Annotated in this window: 23 protein-coding genes and 1 pseudogene; 17 read left to right on the top strand and 7 right to left on the bottom strand. The window is 70.2% G+C overall.

The genetic code is table 11. The features are described from left to right. Window positions 1–98 precede the first annotated feature (98 nt). From HW837_RS25585 to HW837_RS25525, 13 genes and pseudogenes are all read left to right on the top strand, one after another. A complete protein-coding gene (locus HW837_RS25585) occupies window positions 99–1,067 on the top strand; it encodes a hypothetical protein (protein ID WP_045557892.1) in 969 nt (322 codons plus the stop codon). A 136-nt stretch (window positions 1,068–1,203) separates the two neighbouring features. After that, window positions 1,204–2,316: a multiple monosaccharide ABC transporter substrate-binding protein gene (gene chvE / locus HW837_RS25580; RefSeq protein WP_177261773.1), complete on the top strand. Its 1,113-nt coding sequence runs from the start codon at window positions 1,204–1,206 to the stop codon at window positions 2,314–2,316. 32 nt (window positions 2,317–2,348) lie between these two features. Continuing rightward, window positions 2,349–3,899, top strand: coding sequence for a multiple monosaccharide ABC transporter ATP-binding protein (gene mmsA / locus HW837_RS25575; RefSeq protein ID WP_045557890.1), 1,551 nt, complete (start codon window positions 2,349–2,351; stop codon window positions 3,897–3,899). After that, complete coding sequence (mmsB, locus tag HW837_RS25570; RefSeq protein ID WP_045557889.1) at window positions 3,896–5,140, top strand: multiple monosaccharide ABC transporter permease; 1,245 nt, start codon at window positions 3,896–3,898, stop codon at window positions 5,138–5,140. Before mmsA ends, mmsB begins: the two co-directional genes overlap by 4 nt. A 60-nt stretch (window positions 5,141–5,200) precedes the next feature. Further along, window positions 5,201–6,256 (top strand): annotated as a pseudogene (locus HW837_RS25565) (aldose epimerase family protein); the annotation flags it as partial. Window positions 6,257–6,442: 186 nt separating this feature from the next. Further along, complete coding sequence (locus tag HW837_RS25560) at window positions 6,443–8,080, top strand: pyridoxal phosphate-dependent aminotransferase (protein ID WP_045557887.1); 1,638 nt, start codon at window positions 6,443–6,445, stop codon at window positions 8,078–8,080. A gap of 304 nt (window positions 8,081–8,384) precedes the next feature. Beyond that, window positions 8,385–9,644 (top strand): ABC transporter substrate-binding protein, encoded by a 1,260-nt coding sequence (locus HW837_RS25555; protein ID WP_177261772.1) that lies wholly within the window; start codon window positions 8,385–8,387, stop codon window positions 9,642–9,644. A 226-nt stretch (window positions 9,645–9,870) separates the two neighbouring features. Continuing rightward, entirely contained in the window at window positions 9,871–10,746 is an 876-nt protein-coding gene (locus HW837_RS25550) for a phosphotransferase family protein (protein WP_234442541.1), read from the top strand. 78 nt (window positions 10,747–10,824) lie between these two features. After that, the gene (locus HW837_RS25545) at window positions 10,825–12,363 is read left to right on the top strand and encodes an AfsR/SARP family transcriptional regulator (protein WP_093789221.1); all 1,539 of its coding nucleotides are present in this window, start codon (window positions 10,825–10,827) and stop codon (window positions 12,361–12,363) included. 78 nt (window positions 12,364–12,441) lie between these two features. Continuing rightward, window positions 12,442–13,182 (top strand): SDR family NAD(P)-dependent oxidoreductase, encoded by a 741-nt coding sequence (locus HW837_RS25540; RefSeq protein WP_193380034.1) that lies wholly within the window; start codon window positions 12,442–12,444, stop codon window positions 13,180–13,182. Between the two features lie 122 nt (window positions 13,183–13,304). Continuing rightward, window positions 13,305–14,141: an intradiol ring-cleavage dioxygenase gene (locus HW837_RS25535; protein ID WP_193380035.1), complete on the top strand. Its 837-nt coding sequence runs from the start codon at window positions 13,305–13,307 to the stop codon at window positions 14,139–14,141. A gap of 252 nt (window positions 14,142–14,393) precedes the next feature. Then, window positions 14,394–14,909, top strand: coding sequence for an ATP-binding protein (locus HW837_RS25530; RefSeq protein WP_234442526.1), 516 nt, complete (start codon window positions 14,394–14,396; stop codon window positions 14,907–14,909). An 88-nt stretch (window positions 14,910–14,997) separates the two neighbouring features. Further along, on the top strand, window positions 14,998–15,840 hold the full coding sequence (locus tag HW837_RS25525) for a phosphotransferase (protein WP_193380036.1): 843 nt from the start codon (window positions 14,998–15,000) through the stop codon (window positions 15,838–15,840). A gap of 51 nt (window positions 15,841–15,891) precedes the next feature. On the opposite strand, the gene HW837_RS25520 is transcribed toward HW837_RS25525, so the two are convergent. After that, entirely contained in the window at window positions 15,892–16,272 is a 381-nt protein-coding gene (locus HW837_RS25520; protein WP_269153635.1) for a sulfite exporter TauE/SafE family protein, read from the bottom strand. A gap of 65 nt (window positions 16,273–16,337) precedes the next feature. Beyond that, a complete protein-coding gene (locus tag HW837_RS25515; RefSeq protein WP_193382442.1) occupies window positions 16,338–17,618 on the bottom strand; it encodes an RNA-guided endonuclease InsQ/TnpB family protein in 1,281 nt (426 codons plus the stop codon). Between the two features lie 23 nt (window positions 17,619–17,641). On the opposite strand from HW837_RS25515, the gene tnpA reads away from it, so the two are divergent. After that, the gene (tnpA, locus tag HW837_RS25510) at window positions 17,642–18,070 is read left to right on the top strand and encodes an IS200/IS605 family transposase (RefSeq protein ID WP_078853443.1); all 429 of its coding nucleotides are present in this window, start codon (window positions 17,642–17,644) and stop codon (window positions 18,068–18,070) included. Between the two features lie 96 nt (window positions 18,071–18,166). Here the strand turns inward: tnpA and HW837_RS25505 are convergent, their stop codons facing one another. From HW837_RS25505 to arfA, 3 genes are all read right to left on the bottom strand, one after another. Then, entirely contained in the window at window positions 18,167–18,505 is a 339-nt protein-coding gene (locus HW837_RS25505) for a sulfite exporter TauE/SafE family protein (protein ID WP_237270356.1), read from the bottom strand. Window positions 18,506–18,663: 158 nt separating this feature from the next. After that, window positions 18,664–19,122, bottom strand: a complete 459-nt coding sequence (locus HW837_RS25500) for an RrF2 family transcriptional regulator (RefSeq protein ID WP_045557879.1) — start codon at window positions 19,120–19,122, stop codon at window positions 18,664–18,666. Between the two features lie 90 nt (window positions 19,123–19,212). After that, entirely contained in the window at window positions 19,213–20,727 is a 1,515-nt protein-coding gene (arfA, locus tag HW837_RS25495; protein ID WP_045557878.1) for an arabinosylfuranosidase ArfA, read from the bottom strand. Window positions 20,728–21,036: 309 nt separating this feature from the next. Here arfA and HW837_RS25490 point away from each other — a divergent pair, with 309 nt between their 5' ends. From HW837_RS25490 to HW837_RS25480, 3 genes are read left to right on the top strand one after another with little or no spacing between them, the layout of a single operon-like run. Then, window positions 21,037–21,651 (top strand): hypothetical protein, encoded by a 615-nt coding sequence (locus HW837_RS25490; RefSeq protein WP_045557877.1) that lies wholly within the window; start codon window positions 21,037–21,039, stop codon window positions 21,649–21,651. A 35-nt stretch (window positions 21,652–21,686) separates the two neighbouring features. Next, window positions 21,687–22,400 carry a toxin-antitoxin system, toxin component gene (locus HW837_RS25485; protein ID WP_237270355.1) on the top strand — a complete coding sequence of 238 codons (714 nt, stop codon included), beginning with the start codon at window positions 21,687–21,689 and terminating at the stop codon, window positions 22,398–22,400. Next, on the top strand, window positions 22,397–23,869 hold the full coding sequence (locus HW837_RS25480; RefSeq protein ID WP_193380038.1) for an MAB_1171c family putative transporter: 1,473 nt from the start codon (window positions 22,397–22,399) through the stop codon (window positions 23,867–23,869). Before HW837_RS25485 ends, HW837_RS25480 begins: the two co-directional genes overlap by 4 nt. A 14-nt stretch (window positions 23,870–23,883) precedes the next feature. Here HW837_RS25480 and HW837_RS25475 read toward each other — a convergent pair whose 3' ends face one another. Both HW837_RS25475 and HW837_RS25470 read right to left on the bottom strand, forming a co-directional pair. Then, window positions 23,884–24,762: an SMP-30/gluconolactonase/LRE family protein gene (locus HW837_RS25475; protein ID WP_045557875.1), complete on the bottom strand. Its 879-nt coding sequence runs from the start codon at window positions 24,760–24,762 to the stop codon at window positions 23,884–23,886. After that, on the bottom strand, window positions 24,759–25,532 hold the full coding sequence (locus HW837_RS25470) for an IclR family transcriptional regulator (protein WP_045557874.1): 774 nt from the start codon (window positions 25,530–25,532) through the stop codon (window positions 24,759–24,761). Before HW837_RS25470 ends, HW837_RS25475 begins: the two co-directional genes overlap by 4 nt. Window positions 25,533–25,579: the final 47 nt, after the last annotated feature.

The following is a 25,579-nucleotide window of genomic DNA, read 5'->3' as shown; positions in this document are numbered from 1 at the left end:
CTGACGACTTCGTACCGGCGTACACCCAAGAGCTTTGTGCACCAAGAGCCGCGAACCTCGTCCGAAATATCGAATCTGACCAGCCAGAAGGACAGCTTGTGACCGACACCACCGCTCCGGCGCCGCGCCGACCCGGCGAGCAGGCCCTCGCCGCTCTCGGGCTGAACGCACCCGCCCTCGACCCTTCCGACGCCTCACCGCACATCTTCCCCGGTGGCGGCCGCTGGCGCACCGAGGTGCCCTCCGTGGAGGGGCCCGAGGCGCTCGCCGTGGTCCTCAAGGAGGCCTCGCGGCTCGACGTCCCGATCCACCGGATCAGCCAGGGCAGCGGTGTGTGGATGCTCACCGACGCCGAGATCACCGAGATGGTGGAGGCGACGGCCGAGCGCGACATCGAGCTCTGCCTCTTCACCGGCCCCCGCGGCACCTGGGACATCGGCGCCTCCACCCGTACGGACTCCAAGGGCGCGGGCCTCCGCGCCCGGGGCCACGACGCGGTCGCCGGCTGTGTCGAGGACGCCGTGCGCGCGACCGAGCTGGGCGTGAAGTGCCTGCTCGTCGCCGACGAGGGCGTGCTGTGGACGCTGCACCGGGCGCGTGTGGAGGGGATCATCCCGGCCGACACGACCTTCAAGGTGTCGGCGCTGATCGGACCGGTGAACCCCACCGCGTACGCCGTGTACGAGAACCTCGGCGGCGACTCGATCAACGTGCCGAGCGACCTCACGCTCGACCACCTCACGGAGATCCGGCGGGTCTCCGGCGCGCCCATGGACATGTACATCGAGGCGCCCGACGACCTCGGCGGCTATGTCCGGATGTACGAGGTCGCCGAGCTGATCCGGCGCGGCGCGCCGATCTACCTGAAGTTCGGTCTCTCGAAGGCCCCCGGGATCTACCCCTACGGGCACCACATGCGGGACCTCACGCTGTCCACGGCCAAGGAACGCGTCCGGCGCGGCCGGCTCGCTCTGGACCTCCTCGCGCGGCACGGAGCGGACGGCGACATGGCGCCGCTCGGCACCCGGCTGCCCGGCGAACTGAAGCGATTCGGAATTCCCTCATAACGAACCGGCCAACTGTCTTCACAGAAGAAGACGCAGTCACACAGAATCCCCCACATCTTCTCTGGCAGCTTTCGGCTCATGAAGCGCCGTCCTCGCCAGAACGTTCCAGGCCTTCAAGACATCAAGGATGATGATCATGCGTACTCGCCGAGCCGCACTCGCCGCCATAGCCTCCGCCGCCTCTCTCGCCCTCACTCTGTCCGCCTGCGGCCAGAGCGGCGAGGGTGGCAGCAAGGACGAGAGCGGCAGCACGGAGGGCGCCACCATCGGCATCTCGATGCCGACCAAGTCCTCCGAGCGGTGGATCGCCGACGGCGACAACGTCGTCGCGGACCTGAAGTCCAAGGGCTACAAGACCCAGCTGGTCTTCGGCGAGGACGACCCCGCCAAGCAGGTCTCCCAGATCGAGAACATGATCACGCAGGGTGTGAAGGCCCTGATCGTCGCGGCGATCGACAACAAGTCGATGAACAACGTGCTCCAGCAGGCCAAGGACGCGAACATCCCGGTCATCTCCTACGACCGGCTGATCCTCGGCACCGAGAACGTCGACTACTACGCCTCCTTCGACAACGAGAAGGTCGGCGAGCTCCAGGCCGACTACATCGTCGAGAAGCTCGGCCTCAAGGACGGCTCCAAGAAGGGCCCGTTCAACATCGAGCTGTTCGCCGGCTCCAACGACGACAACAACACCCGCTACTTCTTCAACGGCGCGATGAACGTCCTCAAGCCGTTCATCGACAAGAAGCAGCTGGTCGTGAAGTCCGGCGAGACCGACATCACCAAGGTCACCACCCTGCGCTGGGACGGCGCCACCGCCCAGCGCCGCATGGACGACATCCTCACCAAGGACTACAAGAGCGGCAAGGTCGACGCCGTCCTCTCGCCGTACGACGGCATCTCCATCGGTATCCTCTCCGCGCTGAAGTCCGACGGCTACGGCTCCAAGGACAAGCCGCTGCCGATCGTCACCGGCCAGGACGCCGAGGTCGCCTCGGTGAAGTCGATCATCGCGGACGAGCAGTCGATGACCGTCTACAAGGACACCCGCGAGCTCGCCAAGGTGGCCTCGAACATGGTCGACGCGCTGCTGAACGACAAGAAGCCCGAGACCAACGACACCGAGACCTACGACAACGGCTCCAAGGTCATCCCGGCCTACCTGCTTGAGCCGGTCGCCGTCGACAAGACCAACTACCAGAAGGTCGTCGTCGACTCCGGCTACATCAAGGCCGGCGACCTCAAGTAACCGCCGGCACCAACTGATTGGAAGGCACGACCATGGCGGGACCCGTCCTGGAAATGCGCTCGATCGTCAAGACCTTTCCCGGCGTCAAAGCGCTGTCGGACGTCACCCTGACCGTCCGCCAGGGCGAGGTCCACGCGATCTGCGGTGAGAACGGCGCCGGGAAGTCCACCTTGATGAAGGTGCTCTCCGGTGTCCATCCGCACGGCAGCTACGAGGGCGAGATCCTCTTCGAGGGAGAGGTCTGCGAGTTCAAGGACATCCGCGCGAGCGAGCAGCGCGGCATCGTCATCATCCACCAGGAGCTGGCGCTGTCGCCGTACCTCTCCCTGGCGGAGAACATCTTCCTCGGCAACGAGCACGCCAAGGGCGGGTTCATCGACTGGCGGGAGACCCTGCGGCACGCGACGCAGTTGCTGCGCAGGGTCGGTCTCGACGACCACCCCGAGACCCGGGTCACCGACATCGGCGTGGGCAAGCAGCAGCTGGTGGAGATCGCCAAGGCCCTGTCCAAGAAGGTGAAGCTGCTCATCCTGGACGAGCCGACCGCCGCCCTGAACGACGAGGACAGCGGCAAACTCCTCGATCTGATCCTGGAGTTGAAGAAGCAGGGCATCACCTCGATCATCATTTCCCACAAGCTCAACGAGATCCGCAAGGTCGCCGACTCGGTGACGATCATCCGCGACGGGAAGTCGATCGAGACGCTGGACGTGAAGTCCGCGGAGACCACCGAGGACCGGATCATCAGCGGCATGGTGGGCCGCGACCTCGACAACCGGTTCCCCGACCGCACCCCGCACGAGACGGAGGTGGAGGCGGCACCGGCCCTGGAGATCCGCGACTGGACCGTGCTCCACCCCATCGACCAGCAGCGCAAGGTCGTCGACAACGTGTCGATCCAGGTGCGGCGCGGGGAGATCGTCGGGATCGCGGGCCTCATGGGCGCCGGCCGCACGGAACTCGCGATGAGCGTCTTCGGCCGGACCTACGGCCGCTACGCGGGCGGCACGGTCCTGAAGGACGGCACCGAGATCCGTACGAAGTCGGTCGCCGAGGCCGTCAAGCACGGCATCGCGTACGTCACCGAGGACCGAAAGCACTACGGCCTCAACCTGATCGACACGATCAACCGGAACATCTCGCTGACCGCCCTGAACAAGGTCGCCAAGCGGGGCGTCGTCGACGAGCACGAGGAACGTCAGGTCGCCGAGCGCTACCGCAAGACCATGAACATCAAGGCACCGACGGTGTTCGAGCCGGTGGGCAAGCTGTCCGGCGGCAACCAGCAGAAGGTCGTCCTCAGCAAGTGGATCTTCGCCGGTCCGGACGTGCTGATCCTGGACGAGCCGACGCGCGGTATCGACGTCGGCGCCAAGTACGAGATCTACACGGTCATCGACAAGCTTGCCGCCGAAGGCAAGGCGGTCGTCTTCATCTCCTCGGAGCTGCCGGAGCTCCTCGGGATGTGCGACCGCATCTACACCATGGCGGCGGGACGGCTGACAGGCGAGTTCTCGCGTGCCGAGGCCACGCAGGAATCGCTGATGCGCCAGATGACGAAGGACAAAGAGGTAACCCGATGAGCACGGATGTGACCGCCAAGAGCCCGGCCCCGGCGCCGCCGGGCGGCACCGGATCGGCCACGGGCGGCGGCCTGTTGCAGCTGATGCTGGACGGCATGCGCCGCAACATGCGGCAGTACGGCATGCTGATCGCCCTCGGTCTGATCGTGGCCTTCTTCGCGATCCTGACCGACGGCGACCTGCTGCTGCCGCGCAACGTGTCCAACCTGGTCCTGCAGAACAGCTACATCCTGATCCTCGCGATCGGCATGATGCTGGTGATCGTCGCGGGCCACATCGACCTGTCGGTCGGTTCGCTCACGGCCTTCGTGGGCGCGTTCGCGGCCGTGCTGACGGTGCAGCACGACGTGCCCTGGCCGCTCGCCGTGGTCCTCTGTCTGATGGCGGGCGCGGTCGCGGGCGCGGCACAAGGGTTCTTCATCGCGTATCTCGGGATACCGTCGTTCATCGTCACCCTCGCCGGCATGCTCGTCTTCCGCGGTGTCACGGAGATCCTGCTGGAGGGCCAGACCCTCGGCCCGTTCCCCGACGGCCTGCAGAAGATGGGCAACGGCTTCCTGCCCGAGGCCGGCCCCACGACCAACTACCACAACATCACGCTGCTGCTGGGCTTCACCCTGATCGCCTTCGTGGTCATCCAGGAGATGCGTGACCGCAAGCGTCAGCAGGAGTTCGCGCTCGACGTGGCGCCGCGCAACATCTTCCTGCTCAAGCTGGTCGCCATCGTGGCCGCGCTGCTCACCGTGACCATGCTGCTGGCCAGCTACAAGGGCGCGCCGATCATCCTGCTGGTCCTGGGCGCGCTGGTCGTCGGCTACGGCTACCTGATGCGCAACTCCGTCTTCGGCCGGCACATCTACGCGATCGGCGGCAACCTGCCGGCCGCGAAGCTCTCCGGTGTGAAGGACAAGAAGGTCACCTTCCTGGTCTTCGTCAACATGGGCGTGCTCGCGGCCCTGGCCGGTCTGGCGATCGCCGCCCGCCTCAACGCGGCCTCGCCGAAGGCGGGTCTGAGCTACGAACTGGAGGCCATCGCCTCGGCGTTCATCGGTGGCGCGTCCATGAGCGGCGGTGTCGGCACCGTCCTCGGCGCGATCATCGGTGGTCTCGTCCTCGGCGTGCTGAACAACGGCATGAACCTCCTCAGCGTCGGCACCGACTGGCAGCAGGTCATCAAGGGCCTGGCCCTGCTGGCGGCCGTCGGGTTCGACGTGTGGAACAAGCGCAAGAGCGGTTCCTGACACACCGTGAGGGGGCCTCGCCGAAAGGCGGGGCCCCCTTTTTTTCATGAACAGGAAAGTGGGGCGTCACCCGTGAAGGAACTCTTCGGCAGGCTCGCCGACGGGACCGAGGTCCACCGCTGGTCGCTGGAGAACGGCGGCACACGGCTGAAGGTCCTGTCCTACGGCGGGATCGTGCAGTCGCTGGAGGTACCGGACGCCGAGGGCCGGTACGCAGGCGTCTCCCTCGGGTTCGACACCCTGGAGGAGTACGTCGCCGACTCCCCGTACTTCGGCGCGCTGATCGGCCGGTACGGCAACCGGCTCGCCGGGGGCCGTTTCACCCTGGACGGCGAGCCGTACGAGCTGTCCGTCAACGACGGCGCCAACAGCCTGCACGGCGGCGCCGGCGGCTTCGACAAGGTGGTCTGGCAGGTCGAGCCGTTCGAGCGGGACTCCGAGGTCGGGCTGTACCTGACCCATACGAGCGCCGACGGCGACATGGGCTACCCGGGCACGCTCGACGTGAAGGTGACGTACACGCTCACCGCGCGGGGCGAGTGGCGCGTCGACTACGAGGCCACCACCGACCGGACCACCGTCGTCAACCTCACCAGCCATGTGTACTTCAACCTCGCGGGCGAGGGCAGCGGCTCGGTCGGCGACCACCGGCTGACGATCGCCGCCGGCCGCTACACCCCCGTCGACTCCGGGCTGATCCCCACCGGTGAACCGGTCGGGGTCGAGGGCACCCCCTTCGACTTCCGGACCGGCAAGACGATCGCCGAGGACCTCCGCAGGGCCGACCCACAGCTGCTGTACGCCAAGGGCTTCGACCACAACTGGGTCCTCGACAAGGGCGTCACGGCCGAGCCGGAGTGGGCCGCGACCCTGGTGGACCCGGCGTCGGGCCGCACGCTGCGGATCTCCACGACCGAGCCGGGGCTGCAGTTCTACTCCGGGAACTTCCTGGACGGCACACTCGTAGGACCCTCCGGGGCGATCTACCGGCAGGGCGACGCGCTCTGTCTGGAGACCCAGCACTTCCCGGACTCGCCCAACCAGCCGGCCTACCCGTCGACCGTGCTCCGACCTGGGCAGACGTACCGCTCGACGACGGTCCACGCGTTCGACTGAGGTCCGGCCGGCAGCCCCGTCGACGCCGTCTTCACAGCTCGCTCACAATTTCCCGCCAAATCCTCGGTGGTTGAACAGCGCCCCCCGAGCCTCCGTATGTAGGGGCGGCCCGTGCTCCCCCGCGCGGGCCGCCCTTAGTCGTCGGACCCGGTCGTCCCCAACGGGTCCGCCCCCTACGGAGGTTCCATGGCCGACAACGTCACCTCGTTGTTCCGCAGCACTGCGGCGCACAGCCCCTCGATGGCGGCGCTGACACGTGAGGGCGGCGACGGTGCGGGTCCGGTGGACTTCTGTATCCCCTGCAACCCCTACTTCCCCACCCCCGCCATGTTCGACGACATGGCGAGCAAGCTGCGCGACATCATCACGTACTACCCGAGCAGCGCGGACACGATCACGTCCGAGCTGTGCAATCTGCTCCAACTGCCGCCGCAGTGCGTGGCGATGGGCAACGGGTCCACCGAACTCATCACCTGGCTCGACCACTTGATGGTCCGGGAGTCGCTCGCCGTCCCCGTCCCCACCTTCGGCCGCTGGACCGACCAGCCGATGGAGACCGGCAAGCGGGTCGACATGTTCCCGCTCCAGGAGTCCAGCGGCTTCGCCCTCGACCTCGCGCAGTACGCCGAGTTCATCCGGGCCCGCGGCACCAGGGTCGCCGTCATCTGCAACCCGAACAACCCCGACGGCGGCTTCCTCCACCGGCACGCGCTGGTGCAGTTCATGGACGCGATGGCCGACCTGGACCTGATCGTCATCGACGAGTCGTTCCTGGAGTTCGCCGACGCCGAGTCCGAGCCGTCCACGGTCCAGGACGCGGTCATGCGGCCCAACGTGGTCGTGCTGCGCAGCCTCGGCAAGAACTTCGGCCTGCACGGCATCCGCTTCGGCTACCTCGTCGCCAACCCGGCGCTGGCCGGCAAGGTCCGCTCGATGCTGCCGAAGTGGAACCTCAACTCCTTCGCGGAGCACGTGGTGTTCATGCTGAAGAACCACGGCGCCGAGTACATGGAGAGCCTGCACCAGGTCCGCCGGGACCGGCTGGACATGGCCCGCCAGCTCTCCGCCCTCCCCGGGCTGACGGTCTACCCGTCGCAGGGGAACTTCCTCTTCGTGCGCCTGCCCGTGGGCGCCGAGGGCACCGTGGTCCGCGACCGGCTGCTCACCGAGCACCGGATCCTGGTCCGCGAGTGCGGCAACAAGGTCGGCTCGTCCAGTCGCTTCCTGCGACTCGTGGTCCGGCCCCAGGTGGACGTGCGTCGCCTGGTGTCCGGCCTGGAGTCGGTTCTCTACGGGTCCAGGAGGGGAGCCGCCGTACCCGAGCTGAGCACCGGGACCAGCTACAGCTCGGGTACGGCGGCCGTGGACCGGCTGATGGGCGAGACCAGCGGCACCGGCATGCAGAACCTCGCCGCGCAGGCCATGAGCATGCCGGCCCCGGCACCCGCGTCCTCCATGCAGTTCGCGTCCCCGGCGCCCGCCCCGGCCCCCGCTCCCGCCGCCGCGTCCATGCAGTTCCCGTCCCCGGCGCCCGCGCCGGCCCCGATGCCCGCCCCGATGCCGATGCCGGTGCCGATGCAGGTCCCCGCGCCCGCCCCGGCCCCGATGCCCGCCGCACCGGCGGCCTCCATGCCGGCCCCGGGCCTCCAGCCGGTCGCCCAGACCGGGATGCCCGGTCTCGCGGCCGCCGCCCAGGGCCGCCGCTCCATGGGCGCGGCCCAGGGCCTCACCGCCGCCCAGGTACGCGGGCGCACCCAGCCGGAGCCCCTGGAGGAACCCCAGGGGTGGCCGGCGGCGGGAGGGGTCTACAACCAGGTGGGCTGAGCCTCGCCTCCCGGATCACATCAGGTCGACGCCCCCGACGGGCCCCGCACGGGCCGCCGTCGGGGGCGTCGGCCTGTCGTGGTGGGCGGCCTGTCGTGGTGGGCCGACCTGTCGTGGTGGGACGAGTGAACGACCGTGGCACCGATTCCGTACTTCCTGTCGGCGACGGGACATGTCGGTCGTTCCGGGCCGCCGTCACGCCGTCGGAATCAAAACGCAACGCCCGCGGCCCCGTACACACCGGCACGCGCCATACGATCAAGCCCGATCACGACTCCTGTAGGAAGCTGGAAGTGGGTGGACCGTGCGCCACAACGCCCGGACGATCGTGGCGGTCACGGCCGCGCTGGGACTCACGGCCGGGCTCTCCGGCTGCGGCGGCGACGCGGACGCGGAGTCGGGGACGGTCTCCCTTACGGTCGTCGCGACCAACTACGGCGACAGCGTCCACAAGAACTCCGAGGGCTACTGGGACCGGGTGGTGCTCGCGTTCCGCGCCGAGCACCCGGGGATCGACGTGGACGTCCAGGTCCATGACCCCGACGAGGTCGACAAGAAGGTGGCCGAGCTGGTCGAGCGGGGCGAGGCTCCGGACATCGTGCAGACGGACGGCTACTCCGAGTACGCGGCGCGCGATCTCCTCTACAGCGCCGACGAGGTGCTGTCGGTCCCCGTCCAGGCCTCCTTCGTCCGGAGCCTCGCCAACGCCGGGGAGCTGGACCGCGCCCAGTACGGCATGCCCTTCACCGCGAGCACCCGGCTGCTCTACTACAACAAGGACCTGTTCGCCCGGGCGGGCCTCAAGCCCCCGACGACCTGGGACGAACTCACCGCCGACGCACGGGTGTTGAAGGCGCAGGGCGTGAAGTACCCGATCGCCGTGCCGCTCGGCCCGGAGGAGGCGGAGGCCGAGACGCTGATGTGGCTGCTGGCCGGCGACGGCGGCTACACCGACTCCACCAACCGCTACGACATCGCCTCCGCCGCCAACGTGGCCACCCTGACCTGGCTGAAGGAGGACCTGATCGGCGAGGGTCTCACCGGCCCGGTCCCGCCCGGCGACCTGAACCGGGCGGACGCGGTCGAGGCCTTCCTCACCGGCGAGGCGGCCATGGTCAACGCGCCGCTGTCGCTGATCCGCCAGATCGACGACTCCTCCGACTCCGTGCCCTACGGCGCCGTGCCGCTGCCGAGCCGCGACGGCGACGAGACACCGACCATGGGCACCGCGGACTGGGTCGTCGCCTTCCGCAACGACGACCACCGCACCGCCATCGGCCAGTTCCTCGACTTCCTCTACACCGACAAGTACGTGACCGAGCAGGCCGCCGAGTACGAACTGCTCCCCGTCACCACGTCGGCCGCCGACGCGATGCGCGCCGACAAGGCCCACAAGCCGCTGTGGAACGGCCTCGACACCCTCCAGAACCTCCGCCTCTACCCCGTCGCCGAGACCAACTGGTCCGAGGTCGCCGCCGAGATCCGCCGCCGGATCGGCAAGGCGGTGACTCCGGACGGCAACCCCCGCGAGGTGCTGGAGTCGATCGCGAAGACGGCACGGTAGCGGCCGGTCGCGCGCGCGGGTCGGTTGCGCGTCGGCGGGAACAAACCGATCGCCCTCGCGCCCGTGCTCCCGTAGGGTGCGCGGGTTGTCCAGGCGGAGAGGCGGTACGGACGTGGCACCCGGTACGCGGACGAGGGAGCGGCTGGCGAGCGCGGCGCGGGCCGCGCTGGGCGGCGGGCGGCGGCTGACGGCGGTCGAGCGGCTCGCCGGCGGCAGCAAGAAGGGCGTGTACCGCCTGGTGATGGACGACGAGTCGACCGCGGTCGCCTACCTGTGGGACGAGGCCGAGAACTACTGGCCGGCGGCCGAGGGCGACGACGACCTCACCGACCCGTTCTCCCCCGGCCTCGGGCTCGCGCTGTTCGAGGCCGCGCACACGCGGCTCGACGCGCTCGGTGTCCGCGTCCCGGCGATCCGTCTCGTCGACCGCGACGGCACCCACGGCCCGGCCGATCTCGCGATCGTCGAGGACCTCCGGGGCGAGAGCCTGGAGGAGCTGCTCGCACGCGACCGGCGGGCGGCGGCTCCGGTCATGGCCCGGCTCGCGGAGTCGCTGGAGGCGATGCGGGGCCACCGGGCACCGGCGTACGGCAAGGCGGCCGTCGTCGACGCGGGCGGAACCTCACGCGGTACGTCGTGCGAGGGTGTGGTGCTCGACCGCGCGCTGCGGGACCTCGCCGAGGCGGCCTCGCGTGATCCGCGGATCGCGGGTGCGCGCGACCGGCTGGAGGAGCGGCTGCTGCACCTGGCGGCGGCGGTGCGGCCGCGCGCGGAGTACGCGGTCGTGCACGGCGAACTGGGGCCCGACCACGTCCTGGTGGACGCGGACGGGAACCCCGTGGCGATCGACATCGAGGGCCTGATGTACTTCGACGTCGAGTGGGAGCACGTGTTCCTGCGGATTCGGCTGCACGACGACTACCGGCCGCTGCGGGTGGCCGACCTGGACGAGGACCGGCTCGCGCTCTACACGCTCGCACAGCGCCTCTCGCTGACGGCGGGGCCTCTGCGGCTGCTCGACGGGGACTTCCCCGACCGGGCCTTCATGGCGGGCATCGCCGAACACAACCTGCGCCAGGCACTGGAGCTGCTCCACGTCTGAATCCCCGGGCCGGACTTGTTCGGGACGGAAGCAGGCGATCAGGGAAGCAGGCGATCCGCGGGCGCGTTGTGCTGTCGCATGAGCCTGCGATTCTCGCTGATGGGACCGGTACGAGCCTGGCGCGACGAGGAGGAGATCGAGCTGGGGCCACGCCAACAGCGGGCGGTGCTGGCGGCGTTGCTGCTGAACAACGGCGTCCGGCTGAGCAACGACCAGCTGATCGGCATGGTCTGGGACGACCCGACGCCGAGCGCGGTGATGGCGTTACGGACGTACGTGTACAAGATCCGCAAGGCGCTGCCTGAGCTGGACCTGAAGTCCAGGGACGGCGGGTACACGGCCCGCGCGGAGATCGTCGACGACTGCGGCGGCGAGCCCCTGGAGGGCCTCCGGGGCGCCTACTTCGACGCCCAGCGGGTGCGGCTCGGCGACCGCCGGCTCAAGACGCGCGAGGACTGCCTCGAACGCCTGCCGGACGTGCTGGAGCTACAGGCCCACGTCGCCGCCTTCCCCCTGAGGGAGCGTCCCCGCGCCCTCCTGATGCGCGCGCTCTACCTGGAGGGCAGACAGGGCGAGGCGCTCGACCACTACCACCGGGCGCGCGCCCTGCTCGGCGAGGAACTCGGCCTCGAACCGGGGCCGGAGCTGCGCCGGGTCCACGCGCAGATCCTCAGCGGCGAACTCACCGCGCCGCGCAGACCGGAGCAGCTGCTGCCGGACCTGATCGACTTCACCGGGCGCGCCGAGGAGATCGCGCGGGCACTGCGGACGCTGCCGGGCACCGTGGGCATCACCGGTATGCGCGGCAGCGGCAAGACCGTGCTGGCCACCCGGATCGGCCACCTCGTCAAGGGCCGTTTCCCGGACGGGCAGATCGTCGTCAGGGGCGAGGACGTCGCCGGTGAGCTGTTGCGGGCGGTCGGCGTGGAGAACCCGGCCGGCGACAAGGCCGCACTGTGGCGGGAGAAGGCGCGCGGCAAGCGGTTCCTCGTCGTGGTCGACGACGTGCGGGACGCGGAGTCCGTACGCGAGCTGGCCACGCCCGGCTCGGCGATGATCCTCACGAGTGTCCGCCGGTTGCACGAGCTGCCCGGTGTGACCTGGGTGCAGATCGCCGGGCTGACCGAGCGGGAGGCGCGGGAGTTCTTCCGCCGGACCATCGGACCGGCGCGCGCGGACGCGGAACCCGAGCAGGCCGGGGCGCTGCTGGAACGCTTCTCGCGACTGCCGGCCCCGATCAGGGTGATCGCCGGCAAGCTCGCCTCGCGCCCCGACTGGACGATCGGGATGTTCCTCGCGCAGCTGGACCGGGAGAGACAGCCCACCGGCACACTCCCGTCCGACTGCGTCGCGATGCTGGCCCCGATGATCGCGGCCGACCAGCTGCTGAGCGACCCGGAACGGCACCTGCTCCTGTGCTTCGCGCGCCAGGACACCGAGGTGATCGACTCCCAGGAGGCGGCGCGGATGTCCGGGGCCGACCCCGGCGAGATCGAGCGGATGCTGGAGTCGCTCGCGGGGGTCCACCTCATCGAGCCGCTCGTGCTCGGCCGCTACCGGCTGCCGCGGTTCGTGCGCCTCTACTTCGTGCTGCGCACACCGGCGCTGACCGGTTGAGGTGTGCGATCACGCCCTGACCAGGCGGTATATACGGAATTTATGCGCCGACGATCCGGCGGGGCCACCGTTGCGGGCATGTCGACCAACGAACTTCAGGGCAAGAAGGCACTCGTCACCGGCGCCACGTCGGGCATCGGCCGCGCGATCGCGGTCAAGCTCGCGGAGGCGGGTGCCACCGTCTATGTGACCGGGCGCAGGACCGAGCAGGGCAAGGAGACGATCGAGCTGATCGAACGGGCGGGCGGCACGGGCCACTTCGTCGTCGCGGACGTCGGGAACATCGACGAGGTCCGCAGGCTCGCCGAGGAGGTCGGCGAGGTGGACGTGCTCGTGAACAACGCGGGTGTCTTCCCGTTCGCGCCGACCCCCGAGCAGTCGCTCGACGGCTACGAGCGGATCTTCGACGTCAACGTCCGTGCGACCTACTTCCTCACGGCCGCGCTCGTGCCGGCCATGGTGGCCAGGAAGAAGGGCGCGATCGTCAACGTGTCGTCGATCGCCGGGCAGATCGGGACCGCGGTGGGCTCCGTGTACAACGCCTCCAAGGCCGCGATGGACGCGCTGACCCGGTCGTGGGCCGTCGAGTTCGGCGCGGCGGGCGTGCGCGTCAACTCCGTGGCCCCCGGCCCGATCCGTACCGACATGGCCGTCGACACGGCGGGGGAGATCTTCGAGACGTTCAGCCAGAGCACGCCGCTCACCCGGGCCGGCGAGCCCGAGGAGATCGCCGAGGCGGTGGCGTTCCTGGCCTCCGACAGGGCCGGCTACATCACCGGTGCGGTGCTCCTCGCCGACGGGGGCTACCTCGCGACCTGAGGCGATCGTCGGGGGCGTCCGCTCTGACCGTCAACTCACTTGTCCTGCAAGGAACTTGACGATTACTCACTTTGCCGAACTGACAGCGGGCGGACAGCTTCCGCTTCTAGGGTGCCGTGTTCATGACAGACACTTCAGTGCCCTCAGATGCATCAGCGCCCTCATCAGCGCTCCCATCGGCGCTCTCAGAGACAACCGGGGCGACCTCGGTCGGTCGCCGGACCGTCCTGATCGCCACCGGCGCCACGGCCGCCACCCTGGCCGTCGGCGCCGCCGCCACGCCTGAAGCCCCCACATCCGCGGCGGCCGACACCGGGGACACCGCCCCCGTGGCCGCCGCGGCCGTCTGCACCCTCACGAAGGAGATGACCGAAGGCCCCTACCACCTCGACAGACAACTGATCCGCGCCGACATCAGGGAGGACAAGACCGGCTTCCCGCTCCAGCTCACCCTCACCGTCGTCGACGACGACACCTGCGCCCCGCTGGGCAACGCCCTCGTGGAGGTCTGGCACTGCGACGCCCTCGGCGAGTACTCCGGCTTCGTCGGCGACAACGGCCACGACGAGCCCGACAACGGCACGTTCCTGCGCGGCGCCGTCCTGTCGAACGCCGGCGGCGTCGCCCGGATCACCACGGTCTACCCCGGCTGGTACCGGGGCCGGTGCATCCACATCCACCTCAAGGTGCACACCGACGTCACACTCACCCCCGACGGCTCGTTCACGGGCGGCCAGGAGCTCCACACCGGCCAGCTCTACTTCTCCGAGACCGTCACCACCCGCGTCGCCGCGCTCTCCCCCTACTCGGCGAACCGGGTCCCCCGCACCACCCTCGCCCAGGACTCGATCTACGACGACGGGGGCGCCGCGTCCGGGCTCCTCACCCTGACAGCCCTGGGCAGCTCCCCGACGGCCGGGTACGCGGGGTCGCTGACGGTGGGGGTGGAGACGGGCTGACACAGACGAGCGACTAGCCGTCGGCTCCCTGCCGGACCGTGCGGGAGGGAGCCGATGTCGTGTCGGGACCCCTCTGCCCTGATCGATCGACGGAAACCGATCAGCAGAGGTCGGGCGCATCCGATCACCACCCGATCGAATTCATACGGTTACGACCAGGCGTGATGCCCTCTCGATCCGCTGGGTACGCATCGGGCGAGCACGGCTAGCGTGGGCGAGGTGCGGCAGTTCGCCTTTGACTCCCAACGACCCGTGTCCGTACCCATCGACACCCATCGAGAGGAGGCGGCCGTGATGCCGGGCGGGGAGAGGAAGGGTGGCGCCGGGGCGACCGGCGCGGTGGCGGGCTCCGGCGGCGAGGCGCCGCCCCTCCCTCCCGAAACGCTTCTGCTGAAACGCCACTTCACCGGAGAGAACCTCCCCCAGGTGCGCGCCCAGGTCGAGGACACGGCCGCGGCGGCGGGCCTGGGCGGCGTACGGCTCGGCGAGTTCACCCTCGCGGTCAGCGAGATCGCGGCCAACGCGGTCGAACACGCGGGCGGTCAGGGCCGCCTGGAACTGCGCCTCCTCCCCCATGAACTGGAGTGCCGCATCACCGACAACGGCCCCGGCTTCACCCCCGCCATCCCGGAACTCCTCCCCGGCCTCACCGACACCTGCCCCGGCCGCGGCCTCTGGCTGGCCCACCTGGTCACGGACCGCCTGACGGTGACGACGGCCATGACAGGAGCGGGCGCGGAGGTGACACTGGCCGTGCGGCTGGGGTGAGACCACGGGTTCCGCCCTGCTCCTGGAGCCCGTACAGGTGGAAGGGGCGCGTGGCCTACAACGACGAACGTGATTCAGGGAGGGCGTCATGGAGCCGTCGGAGCTGCGCCGCGCGGTCGAGGCGGGGCGGATGACCGCTTCGGGGCTGGGACTTCGGGTGGACGATGTGGTCGTCGTCCACGATTCGGACCGGGTCGCGCTGCGCCTGGCTCCGTGCGACGTGCTGGTTCGGGTCGCGCCTGTGGGGCACCTGGCCGATTCCGAGTTCGAAGTGGAGGTCGCCCGCCGTCTCGCCGATGCCGGGGCTCCGGTGGCGGAACTCGATCCCCGGGTCGAGCCCCGGGTCCATGTGCGTGACGCCTTCGCCGTCTCGCTCTGGACCTACTACGAACCGGTGGGAGCGGAGATCGACGGGGCCGCCTACGCGGACGCGTTCCTGCGGCATCATGCCGCCCTGCGCCGGATCGCTCTGGACGCGCCGCATGTCACCGATCGAGTCGCCGCGGCGCTCAGAGAGGTGAACGACCGGGAGCGTTCCCCCGAACTGCCCGATTCCGGCCGGGAACTCCTCAGCGACGCCCTCGGCGAGCTGAGCACCGAGATCGGCGCGGAGAAGGCCGACGAACAGCTGCTGCACGGCGAGCCCCATCCGGGCAACCTCCTCAGCACACGGCGAGGCCCGCTCTTCGTGGACCTGGCCACGTGTTGCCGTGGGCCGGTGGAGTTCGACCTCGCCCACGCGCCCGAGGACGTGGCACAGCACTACGCGGGGGCCGACCACGGTCTGGTCCAGCGCTGCCGTGCCCTGAACTGGGCGATGTTCTCGGCCTGGCGGTGGCGCCGAGACGACCAGTTGCCCGACCGGGGGCACTGGAGGGTGGAGGGGCTCAGCCGGGTCCGTGCCGCACTCGACCGCTGCGAACGGGGCTGAACTCAGGACGGAGCTCCGGGGCGCCCGTGACCCTGGCGGTCCGGCCGGCTGTCAGCGACGGGTTGCCAGCGGCTCGTCGACGCCGCCCACCGCCGAACCCAGTACGCGCGGCGGGACCAGGCGGACCAGCCACGCGGCGATCGGCGCGGCGATCAGGCCGCCCAGCAGGAACGCGGCGACCCACGCCCAGTCCAAGCCCTGGGAGGCGAGGGAGAAGAGGAAGCCCAGGCTCGCGGCGACCGCGACGAGGAACTCGCTCGTGTCGATGGAGCCGATGACCTTACGGGGTTCCATGCGGCCGCTCGCGAGGAGTGCCGGTGTACCGACCGGGCCCCAGCCGCCCCCGCCGGTCACGTCCAGGAAGCCCGCGACCAGGCCCAGCGGGGAGAGGAACCGCTTCCGCAGCGGCCGGCCGAGACGTTCCCGGGGCAGGCCGCGCCGGGTGAAGCGGGACAGGACTTGAAGTGCTCTCCCGGCTGAAGCCGGGAGATTCCTGCTTACCTCGCGGCAGCGGGCTTGACGCGCTTGGCGCGCCTGACGACTGCCCTCCCGGCAGCCGGGACGAGCGCGAGGCTCGTCCGGTACAGGTGCAGGACGTTGCGGGCCGCGTTGCCCGACCAGCCGCAGTCCGGGTTCTTGCACACGAACACGGCCTGGGACTCCCGGCTGCCGGGCGTGGTGAAGCCGCACGCCGAGCAGCGCCGGGAGGTGCCCGGGGCGGGGACCTTGACCAGGGTGCCGCCGAGTTGGGCGGTCTTGTACGCCAGCATGGTGACGGTGCGACCCCATGCCTCCTGGCTGATGGAGCGGTTCAGCCCGGATTTCTGGGCGACGTTCTTGCCCGGCTCTTCAACCGTTCCCCTGGCGGACTTGACCATGTTCGTGAGGGTGAGTGCTTCGACCACGACCGTGCCGTACGTACGTACGTACGGGCGGGCGATGGCGGTGGTGGTCTTGTGCTGCCAGTCCAGGGCCCGGCGCTTGGCTTTCGCGCGGAGTTCTGCGATCTGGTCGTAGGTGTGGTGCAGTCGGCGGCTGGTGCGCTCGCCGGGCCTGCGGTGCTGCTTACGCTGCGCGGCGCGCTGCTCCAGGTGCAGGAGCCTGGCCTTCTCCTTCTCCGTCAGCCATGCCCCGTGCCCGTAGGTTTCGCCGTTCGAGAGGGCGATGGGCACGGTGACGCCCACGTCGATACCGATGTCCGGCCCCTGGTGCGGATCGGGCCTGGGCTCCAGGGTCTGGACACGGAAGGCGATGTGCCAGCCGAGCGCGTCCTTGACCAGCCGCGCCCCGGTGATCCGGTTCTCCGTGTCGGCGCGCTTGCCCACGGGCAGGTCCTTGGTCCAGCGGAAGCGGACCCGGCCCACCTTGGGAAGGTTGACCATGCCCCAGCGTCGGTGCACGCGGGTGATGTTCAGGTCGCGGCCCTGCGGGATGTCCACGGACATCACGGTGCGGAGGCGGCCCTTGAAGTTCGGGGCGTCGGCGCGCCCGTCCCAGCAGTTCTTCCATGCCTGGACGTACGTCTTGAGTACCGCTTGCGCGGCCTGGGCGGGCAGGACGGCGAGGAAGTCGATGTCCTTGCGGGCCTGGCGGATCGCGGCGTCCGCGTGCGCGAGTGTCCGCTTTTCCTTCGGCATCATCTGCCACCAGGCGTGCAGCAGGTTCCACATCGTGCGGGCCGCGTGCGCCTGGTCATCCGCTGCGCGAATCCCGGCAGGCGACAGCGCAAGCCGGGCACGGTGCCCGAACTGCCGCTTGACCAGGGTGCCTTGACTCACGATCGAGAATCTAGCATTGGTTTATGTCACCACGCTGGAACCCTCATCCCGATGTCAGAACCGGTCGCCATGTTGTCCACAACCTGCACGTTCACTTGGTTTTCGTCACCAAGTACCGGCGGAACGCGCTCACCGACGCCATGCTGACCCGCACCGAAGAGATCATGCGAGAGGTCTGCACGGACTTCGAGGCCGAGCTGAAACAGTTCAACGGCGAACAGGACCACGTCCACCTGCTCGTGCACTACCCGCCCAAGGTCCAGCTCTCCAAACTGGTCAACTCCCTCAAGGGCGTCAGCTCCCGCAGGCTCCGCCAGGAATACGACAGCCACGTCCGCCGGTACCTGTGGGGCGGACACTTCTGGTCCGGCTCCTACTTCGCAGGATCATGCGGCGGAGCACCCCTGAGCGTCGTCAAGCAGTACATCGAAAACCAGCAACGTCCCCTCTGACCGTCACCCCGAAGACGCAGAGCACTCCGGCGCTTCGCGCCTCCGGGCCAAGGCCGGCCTTCACCTCCGCCCTGAAGGGCGGAGCACTGGCCAAGATCAGAGGTAGAGGCCGAGGAGGATCAGCGACATCATGGGGGCCGCGACCTCGGTCGACAGCGACGAGAGGACCGTCGCGCCGAGGAACGCGCCCACCGCGCCCGGCACTCCGATCCTGGTGACGACCTTCCAGTCCACGTTCCCGAACCGCCAGTGCGAGGCGCCCGACATCAGGGTCGTGCCGATCTCGGCGAGGTGCACCGTGGCCGACGCGGCCGCCGGGTTGGTGCCCATGGCGAGCAGCAGCGTCGTCGAGGTCACGCCGTAGGCCATGCCCAGGCTGCCGTCCACGAGCTGTGCGCCCAGGCCCGCCAGCGCGAGCAGTACCAGCGTCCGCATGCGTCCTTCGTCCCGTCTTCCGTTGCCGCCGCCGCTTTTCCCTGGCTTTCCCACCGGTTAGGTAGGGATGAGCCGAACGGCAACGGTACGAGATCGAGCTGAGGAAGGACTGAGGAGGGGGTGAGGATTGTGTGCGCGGAGGCCGGGCGCGGACCTCCTTACGGGTTCTCCCAGGCCGCCGGTTCCGCCGCCAGCTCCTTCACCGGCTCGGGCAGCGCGTTCGCCGCGATGTCGGCCACCGTGACGCCCTCCAGGATGCGGCGGACGTTGGCCCGCAGCGCGATCCACAGCGGCAGCAGCGGCTCGGCGGAGCCCGTGTAGGTCAGGCCGGTGGGCCGTTCGCCGCGCACCGACACGATGGGGCCGTCCACCGCCCTGATGACGTCGGCGACGGTGATCGCGGCGGCGTCCCTGGCGAGCTGGTAACCGCCGCTGCCGCCGCGCCGGCTGGTGACGACGCCGCCCCGCCTCAGGTCCCCGAGGATGCCCTCCAGGAACTTGTGCGGAATCTCCTGCACGGTCGCGATGACTTCCGCCTTCACCGGACCGCTGTCCTGCCGTACGGCGACTTCCAGTACCGCGCGTACGGCGTAATCCGCCCGTGCCGAGATCCTCATGGCCAACATTGTCGACCACGCGTGCACCACGGCGGTCCCGCGCCCCGGCGGGGCGCGGGAGGTGGGCCGGAGGCCTGGCGGCCCGTCCCCTCAGGCGAGCCGGATGACGTTCCACGACAGCGGTTCGAGGACCGCGCTCAGCACGCCGTCCCGAAGTGACGCCCCCTCACCCGTGTGCGGGACGACCCGCTCGGGCTCGGCGAGCGTGTTCCGCGCGTCGGGGTCCGCGTCGGCCAGTGCGCTGTGCTCGACGACCCGGGTCAACTCCAGCCCGTTCAGGGCGACTTCCAGCGGCAGCGCTTCCGTACGGCCCCGGTTGACCGCGAACACGGTCACCGACCCGTCCTCGGCGCGCACCGCCGTCGCGTGCAGCAGATCCGTCTCGCCGTACTTCTTCGTCTCGTACGTCGGCGAGTCCACCCGTACGTCGAGCACCTCGCCCCGGCCGTACTTCGCGGCCTGGGCGAAGGGGAAGAACGTGGTCTGCCGCCAGGCCGGGCCGCCCGGTTCGGTCATGATCGGGGCGATGACGTTGACGAGCTGGGCGAGGCAGGCGACGGTCACGCGGTCGGCGTGGCGCAGGAGGGCGATGAGGAGGGAGCCGAAGACGACGGCGTCGGTGACGCTGTAGTTGTCCTCCAGCAGACGGGGGGCCTCCGCCCAGTCCCGCGCGCCGGAGTTCTCGATCTCGTGCCACTTCGAGATGTACCAGACGTTCCACTCGTCGAAGGAGAGGTTGATCTTCTTCTTCGACTTCAGCCTGGCGCCCACATGGTCACAGGTGGCGACCACGTTCTCGATGAAGGACTCCATGTCGACGGCGGAGGCCAGGAAGGAGTCGAGGTCGCCGTCCTCGGGCTGGTAGTAGGCGTGCAGGGAGATGTAGTCGACGAGGTCGTACGTCTCCGCCAGGACCGTCGCCTCCCACTCGGCGAACGTCGGCATGGACTGGCTGGAGGAACCGCAGGCGACCAGTTCCACGGACGGGTCCATCTGGCGCATCGCGCGGGCCGTCTCGGCGGCGATGCGGCCGTACTCCGTCGCCGTCTTGTGGCCGGTCTGCCAGGGGCCGTCCATCTCGTTGCCCAGGCACCACAGGCTGATGCCGAAGGGGTCCTTGTCGCCGTGGGCGGCGCGGAGGTCGGCGAGGGCGGTGCCGGCCGGGTGGTTGGCGTACTCCTGGAGTTCGAGGGCCTCGGCGACGCCCCGGGTGCCGAGGTTGAGGGCCATCATCGGCTCGGCCCGGGGGCCGATCTTCTTCAGGAAGCCGATGTACTCGGAGAGGCCGAAGCGGTTGGTCTCGGTCGAGCGCCAGGCGAGGTCGAGGCGGCGGGGACGGTCCTCGGCGGGGCCGACGGAGTCCTCCCACTTGTAGCCGGAGACGAAGTTGCCGCCGGGGTAGCGGATCGTGGTGACGCCCAGTTCGCGGACCAGGTCCAGGACGTCGGTGCGCAGGCCGGCCTCGTCGGCGGTGGGGTGGTCCGGTTCGAAGATGCCGGTGTAGACGCAGCGGCCGAGGTGTTCGACGAAGGAGCCGAAGAGTCGGGGGTTGACCTCGCCGACCTTGAAGGCGGGGTCGAGGGTGAAGCGGGCGGTGCGGGTCATCTCGGGGCGGCCCTTCAGTACTCGGTGTTCGGTATTGCGGATGGTGCTCGTTGCGTCGAACGGGACGCTATGGTCGATGTCGGGGCCAGTCAATGGGGTCTCGCGGCCGGACGGGGCGTGCGCCTGCGCGCCTGCCGGGCGTTGTTGACGGGCGGGTGCGGGTCGTCCGTGGTTGCTCGCGCAGTTCCCCGCGCCCCTGGAAGGGCACGGATCTCACCCTCTTCCCGGTAGCACAACCATCGTTGGTCGGAATTCAACGATCGTTGGAATCTCGTGGTGTGGGCAGGCGGCGGCACGTAGGGTCGGCGCGTGTCTGCGCTTCCCGATTCCCTTGCCGAGACCCTGACGCGACTGGACGTCCGTATCGCGGAGACCGGTGCCGACCGGGGCCGCCTGCTCGACGCGAGAGCCCTGGCGGACCGTACGGCCCTCGGTGAGGAAGAGGTGCGGGCCCTGCTCGACGGGGACGCGCCGGTGGCGGACCGGGTCGACGACCGGGTGCGCCGACGGGTGCGGGCGGTGCACGAGGCGTATGTCGCGCGGAGCGGGAAGCGGGCCGGAGAGGTCGGCAGGGAGGTCGCGGAGCGGCTCTCGATCAGCCCCGAGTGGGCCCGGCAGCTGCTGCTCGGCCGGAAGATGCCGAACGTGCCCGACCTGACCGAACTCGCGGAGTTCTTCGGGATCGAGGAGGGCGTCCGGTTCTTCACCGACCCGGCCGCGACCGTCCTGAACCGCGAACTCGGGCGGATCCTGGCGGGACTCGAAGGGGGCGCGCACGACGACGGGCCGCTGGTCGAGTTCGCCACCCGGCACGGCGTCGTCACGCTCGCGCTGCGCGGGCAACGGCTCACCCCGCGCAAGCAGGAGGCGCTCGCCGTCATGCTCGAAGGGTTGCTCGGCGTCGACGACGAGGAAGCCCGGTGATACGCCGCGGCGAACGCCCGGGCGGCCGGCGGCCCATGAGGTCCACCGGGCTGCGCGCGGTGCTCGGCAGGGTGCGGGGCGCGCTGGGGCCGTCGCCGTCCGCCGCCGAGATGCGGACGTTGACGGCCTGGCTCAGCAAGGCGGTGCGGGGAAGGTTCGACGCGCCCGTCGGCGTACGGGAGTTGGGCGCGGCGCTGTGCGAGGAGATGAGCGCGCGACGCGGCGGGCGGCCGGTGAAGCTGCGGTTCGAGCGGTTCCCGGACGGGATCGGGGTGACCGGACTGTGGATGGAGTTCCCCGACTTCGATCTGGTGATCGTCGAGGAGCGGGCCGAGACCGTGCAGCAACTGGTCATCCTGGGGCACGAGTTGTGGCACATGCACGCCGGGCACTGCCATCATCATCTGCCGGGGGCGGACGCGGCGGCGCTCACGGCGGAGGCCGTGGACCCGGACAGGAGCGGCGAGCGCGCGTCCGCGCTGCCGCCGCTCTCCCCCGAGCTGTCGGCCGCTCTCGGGCGGGGCGGTACGCCCGTCGCGGCCCGCAACGGCTCGCACGAGTCGGACGAGAAGGAGGCCGAGGACTTCGGCCACCGGCTGGCGACCGCCTTCCGCTCCTGGGTGGACACCGGGCAGAGCGGGTCCCCGGCAGCCGGCGGAACGGCCGGGGCGTCCGGGACAGCGGGGTCCGGCGACCCCGTCGGGCAGGCCATCCAGGCGTCCCTGGGCTATCGCCGGCACGGGAGATGAGGGGGACGGCCGTGCCCGCGGCGACGACCGGGACCCTCGGCGCGGGCGGTCCCGCCGACTTCTTCGGCGACCTGTACATCTCGTTCTGGATCCCCACGGCCGTCCTGACCGCCGCCCTGGTGATCAAGCTGCCCAGCATCGTGAAGCTGTGGCGGGACTCGCTGCTGCGGGCGGTCGGCGGGGTGTTGCTGCTCGCCTGCTGCGTGTTCGTGTTCGCGGTGCCCTCGGTCATCGCGTGGACCAACCGGGTCGTGGGCGTCCCGAACGTCGCCGCGCCCTGGGTGTACTCCCTGATCACCGCGTTCTGCGCGTGCTGTCTGCTGCTGATCGTCACCTGGCGCAACGGCCCCGCCGACCGCTCCCCGGCCACCCGTCGGCTCATGCGGTGGGTCGTCGCCGTGTACACGGGGGTGATCGTCGTCCTGTGGGTGCTGTTCGCGCTGGCGGACGTCCCCCGCGAGCGGCTGCGCGACCTGGACACGTACTACGCCACGACGCCCTTCATACGCGAGGAGATCCTGCTCTACCTCGTCGCGCACACGGCGGCCTGTCTGATCACCTACCGGTTGATACGGAACTGGGTCCGCGCGGAGAGCCTGGACGTATGGCTGCGCGGCGGCCTGAAGGCGCTGGGCCTGGGCTGTGCGCTCAACCTGGTGTTCGACGCCGCGAAGCTCACGGCGGTGGTGGCCCGCTGGACGGGGCACGACCTGGACTGGCTGAGCACGCACGTGGCACCGCCGGTCGCCGCCCTGGCGGCCATCTGCATAGCGGTGGGCTTCATCCTGCCGCACGGCGGTCAGTATCTGCAGGACCGCTGGCGGGTGCGCGCGAGCCATCGGCGGCTGCGGCCGCTGTATCTGCTGACCCGGTCCGTCGACGACTCCCGGGTGCCCTTCGCGCTGCGTGCCACCCCCGAGCTGCGGCTCACCCGCCGGGAGACGTTCATCCGGGACGCCCTGCTGCGGCTGACCCGTCACCTCGACGAGGATCTGCGGCGCCGTGCGTACGACGCCGCGCTGGACCTCGGGCACGAGGCGGGCCGGGCGAAGGCCCTCGCCGCCGCCGTGGCGATCCAGGACGCGGTGGCGACGCGGAGGGACTCACCGGAGAGCGGGCCCACGGTCACGCTCTTCTCGGGCCCGCTCGTCTTCCCGGGCCGCGGAACGGGCGGGGGTGCGGGGGAAGGTGCGGGCTGGGGTCCGGGCGAGGATGCGGGCTGGGGTCCGGGTTCCGGGTGGGGTCCGGGTTCCGGCTGGGGTCCGGGCGAGGGTTCGGGTGCGGGTGATCCGGCAGGTGCGTCCGGTCGTACGGCCTTCCCCGAGTTCAGGGTCTCCTCCGACCCCACCGATCTGCTCCAGGACATCGAGGCCGTGTCGCTGGTGCTGCGCGAGCCGGCCGCGATCGAGGCGGTACGGGCGCTCTCCGCCGCGTCTCGGGCGGAGAGCGGTGTACCCGCAGGTGAGTGAACGCCCCTCCGGGCTCAGCCGGCGAACGCCGGCTGGGCGAGGCCCTTGCCCGCGCCCGGTACCACCAGCAGGGAGCCCGACAGGGGGTGCGGGGTGTCCGTTCCCGTGCGGGCCGTGGTGATGTACAGGTCGGTCAGGTCGGGGCCGGCGAAGGCGCAGGCCGTGGGGCGGGGGGTGGGGAGGGCGATGACCCGGTCGAGGGTGCCGGCCGGGGTGTAGCGGCGGACCGCGTTCCCTTCCCACAGGGCGACCCAGACACAGCCCTCGGCGTCGACCGTGAGGCCGTCGGGGAAGCCGCCGCCGTCCTCGATGGTGACGAAGGGGCGCCGGTCGACGGGCAGGCGGACGCCGTCCCCGGTGTCCACGTAGTCGAAGACGTCGATCCGGCGGGTCGGCGAGTCGATGTAGTACATCAGCCGGCCGTCCGGGCTCCAGCCCGTGCCGTTGCTCACGGCGACGTCGTCGAGGACGGTCGTGGTGAGGCCCTCGGCGGTGAAGCGGGCCAGGGTGCCGCCGCCCGGGGCCTCGTCGTAGCGCATGGTGCCGGCGAAGAGGGAGCCGTCGGGGGCGACGGCGGCGTCGTTGGCACGGCGGCCCGGGACGGGCTCGTGGTGCAGCCAGCGGAAGGAGCCGTCGGGGTCGGTCAGGGCGACGCCGTCCCGGAGGTTCAGGACGAGGCCGCCGCCGGCGCGGGGCTTGACCGCGCCGACGTGCTGCTCGGTGACGAGGACCGTGCGGCGGCCGGAGGCCGGGTCGTAGGTGTGGACCCGGGAGCCTAGGATGTCGATCCAGATCAGACGCTGGGCGGCGGCGTCCCAGGTGGGACCCTCACCGAGGGCCGCGTACTCCCGGACCGCGACCTCGTAGGCCGGGTGACTCGTGTGGGTGCTCATGCCACGCTCCGGTGACCGAGACGCTCGGACAGCTGCGCGGCGCCCTTGGCGGCGAGCTGCTCCAGCTCGATCCGGCGCTCGTCGCTCCAGCGGATCATGGGGACGGAGATGGAGATCGCGGCGACGACCCTGCCGGTGCGGTCGCGGACCGGCGCGGCGACGCAGGAGACGTCCGGGTTGGACTCTCGGTTCTCCACGGCGAGACCCCGCTCACGGATCCGGGCCAGGGTCTCGCGCAGGGCGGCCGGGTCGGTGATGCTGTTGGGAGTCATGGCGAGGAGGTCGGCGTCGTCCGGGATGCGGGCGTTCAGCTCGGCCTCGGGAAGGGAGGCGAGGAGCATCTTGCCGACGGAGGTGCAGTGCGCCGGGAGGCGGCGGCCCGCGGCGGAGACCATGCGCACGGCGTGCGTGGAGTCGACCTTGGCGATGTAGATGACGTCGGTGTACTCCAGGATCGCCACGTGCACCGTCTCGTCGCAGGTCTCGGCGACGGAGCGGGCCACCTGCTGGCCCTCGGCGGCGAGGTCCAGTTGCTCGGCGTAGCGGCTGCCGAGCTGGTACGGGCGGACTCCGAGGCGGTAGCGCCCCGGCTGGCCCTGTACCTGGACGATGTAGCCCCGGGCGGCGAGCGTGGTGACCAGCTCGTGCACGGTGGTGCGGGGCAGTTGGAGTCTGCGCACGATGTCGGGGGCGGACAGCGTGCCGTCCCCGTCCAGGAAGAGCTCCAATATGTCGAGCGCCCGGGTCACGGCAGGTACGAGGCGTCCCACGGTTGGCCCCCTCCCTCTGTCAGTCGGTTCGGTGTGCTGTCTGCGGC

Source organism: Streptomyces caniscabiei (assembly GCF_014930365.1).
In the GTDB taxonomy this organism is placed as follows: domain Bacteria; phylum Actinomycetota; class Actinomycetes; order Streptomycetales; family Streptomycetaceae; genus Streptomyces; species Streptomyces caniscabiei.
The sequence above is the reverse complement of the archived record's forward strand: the minus strand, read 5'-3'. Positions and strand labels throughout refer to the sequence as shown.

Bases quoted from the DNA above. Each gene is read 5' to 3' on its own strand.
- HW837_RS25525 (WP_193380036.1), top strand. From the start codon at position 14,998: ATGGAGCCGTCGGAGCTGCGCCGCGCGGTCGAGGCGGGGCGGATGACC.
- chvE (WP_177261773.1), top strand. From the start codon at position 1,204: ATGCGTACTCGCCGAGCCGCACTCGCCGCCATAGCCTCCGCCGCCTCT.
- mmsA (WP_045557890.1), top strand. From the start codon at position 2,349: ATGGCGGGACCCGTCCTGGAAATGCGCTCGATCGTCAAGACCTTTCCC.
- HW837_RS25540 (WP_193380034.1), top strand. From the start codon at position 12,442: ATGTCGACCAACGAACTTCAGGGCAAGAAGGCACTCGTCACCGGCGCC.
- HW837_RS25500 (WP_045557879.1), bottom strand. From the start codon at position 19,122: ATGAGGATCTCGGCACGGGCGGATTACGCCGTACGCGCGGTACTGGAA.
- HW837_RS25480 (WP_193380038.1), top strand. From the start codon at position 22,397: ATGAGGGGGACGGCCGTGCCCGCGGCGACGACCGGGACCCTCGGCGCG.
- HW837_RS25485 (WP_237270355.1), top strand. From the start codon at position 21,687: ATGAGGTCCACCGGGCTGCGCGCGGTGCTCGGCAGGGTGCGGGGCGCG.
- mmsB (WP_045557889.1), top strand. From the start codon at position 3,896: ATGAGCACGGATGTGACCGCCAAGAGCCCGGCCCCGGCGCCGCCGGGC.
- HW837_RS25535 (WP_193380035.1), top strand. From the start codon at position 13,305: ATGACAGACACTTCAGTGCCCTCAGATGCATCAGCGCCCTCATCAGCG.
- arfA (WP_045557878.1), bottom strand. From the start codon at position 20,727: ATGACCCGCACCGCCCGCTTCACCCTCGACCCCGCCTTCAAGGTCGGC.
- tnpA (WP_078853443.1), top strand. From the start codon at position 17,642: ATGTCACCACGCTGGAACCCTCATCCCGATGTCAGAACCGGTCGCCAT.
- HW837_RS25505 (WP_237270356.1), bottom strand. From the start codon at position 18,505: ATGCGGACGCTGGTACTGCTCGCGCTGGCGGGCCTGGGCGCACAGCTC.
- HW837_RS25560 (WP_045557887.1), top strand. From the start codon at position 6,443: ATGGCCGACAACGTCACCTCGTTGTTCCGCAGCACTGCGGCGCACAGC.
- HW837_RS25545 (WP_093789221.1), top strand. From the start codon at position 10,825: ATGAGCCTGCGATTCTCGCTGATGGGACCGGTACGAGCCTGGCGCGAC.
- HW837_RS25475 (WP_045557875.1), bottom strand. From the start codon at position 24,762: ATGAGCACCCACACGAGTCACCCGGCCTACGAGGTCGCGGTCCGGGAG.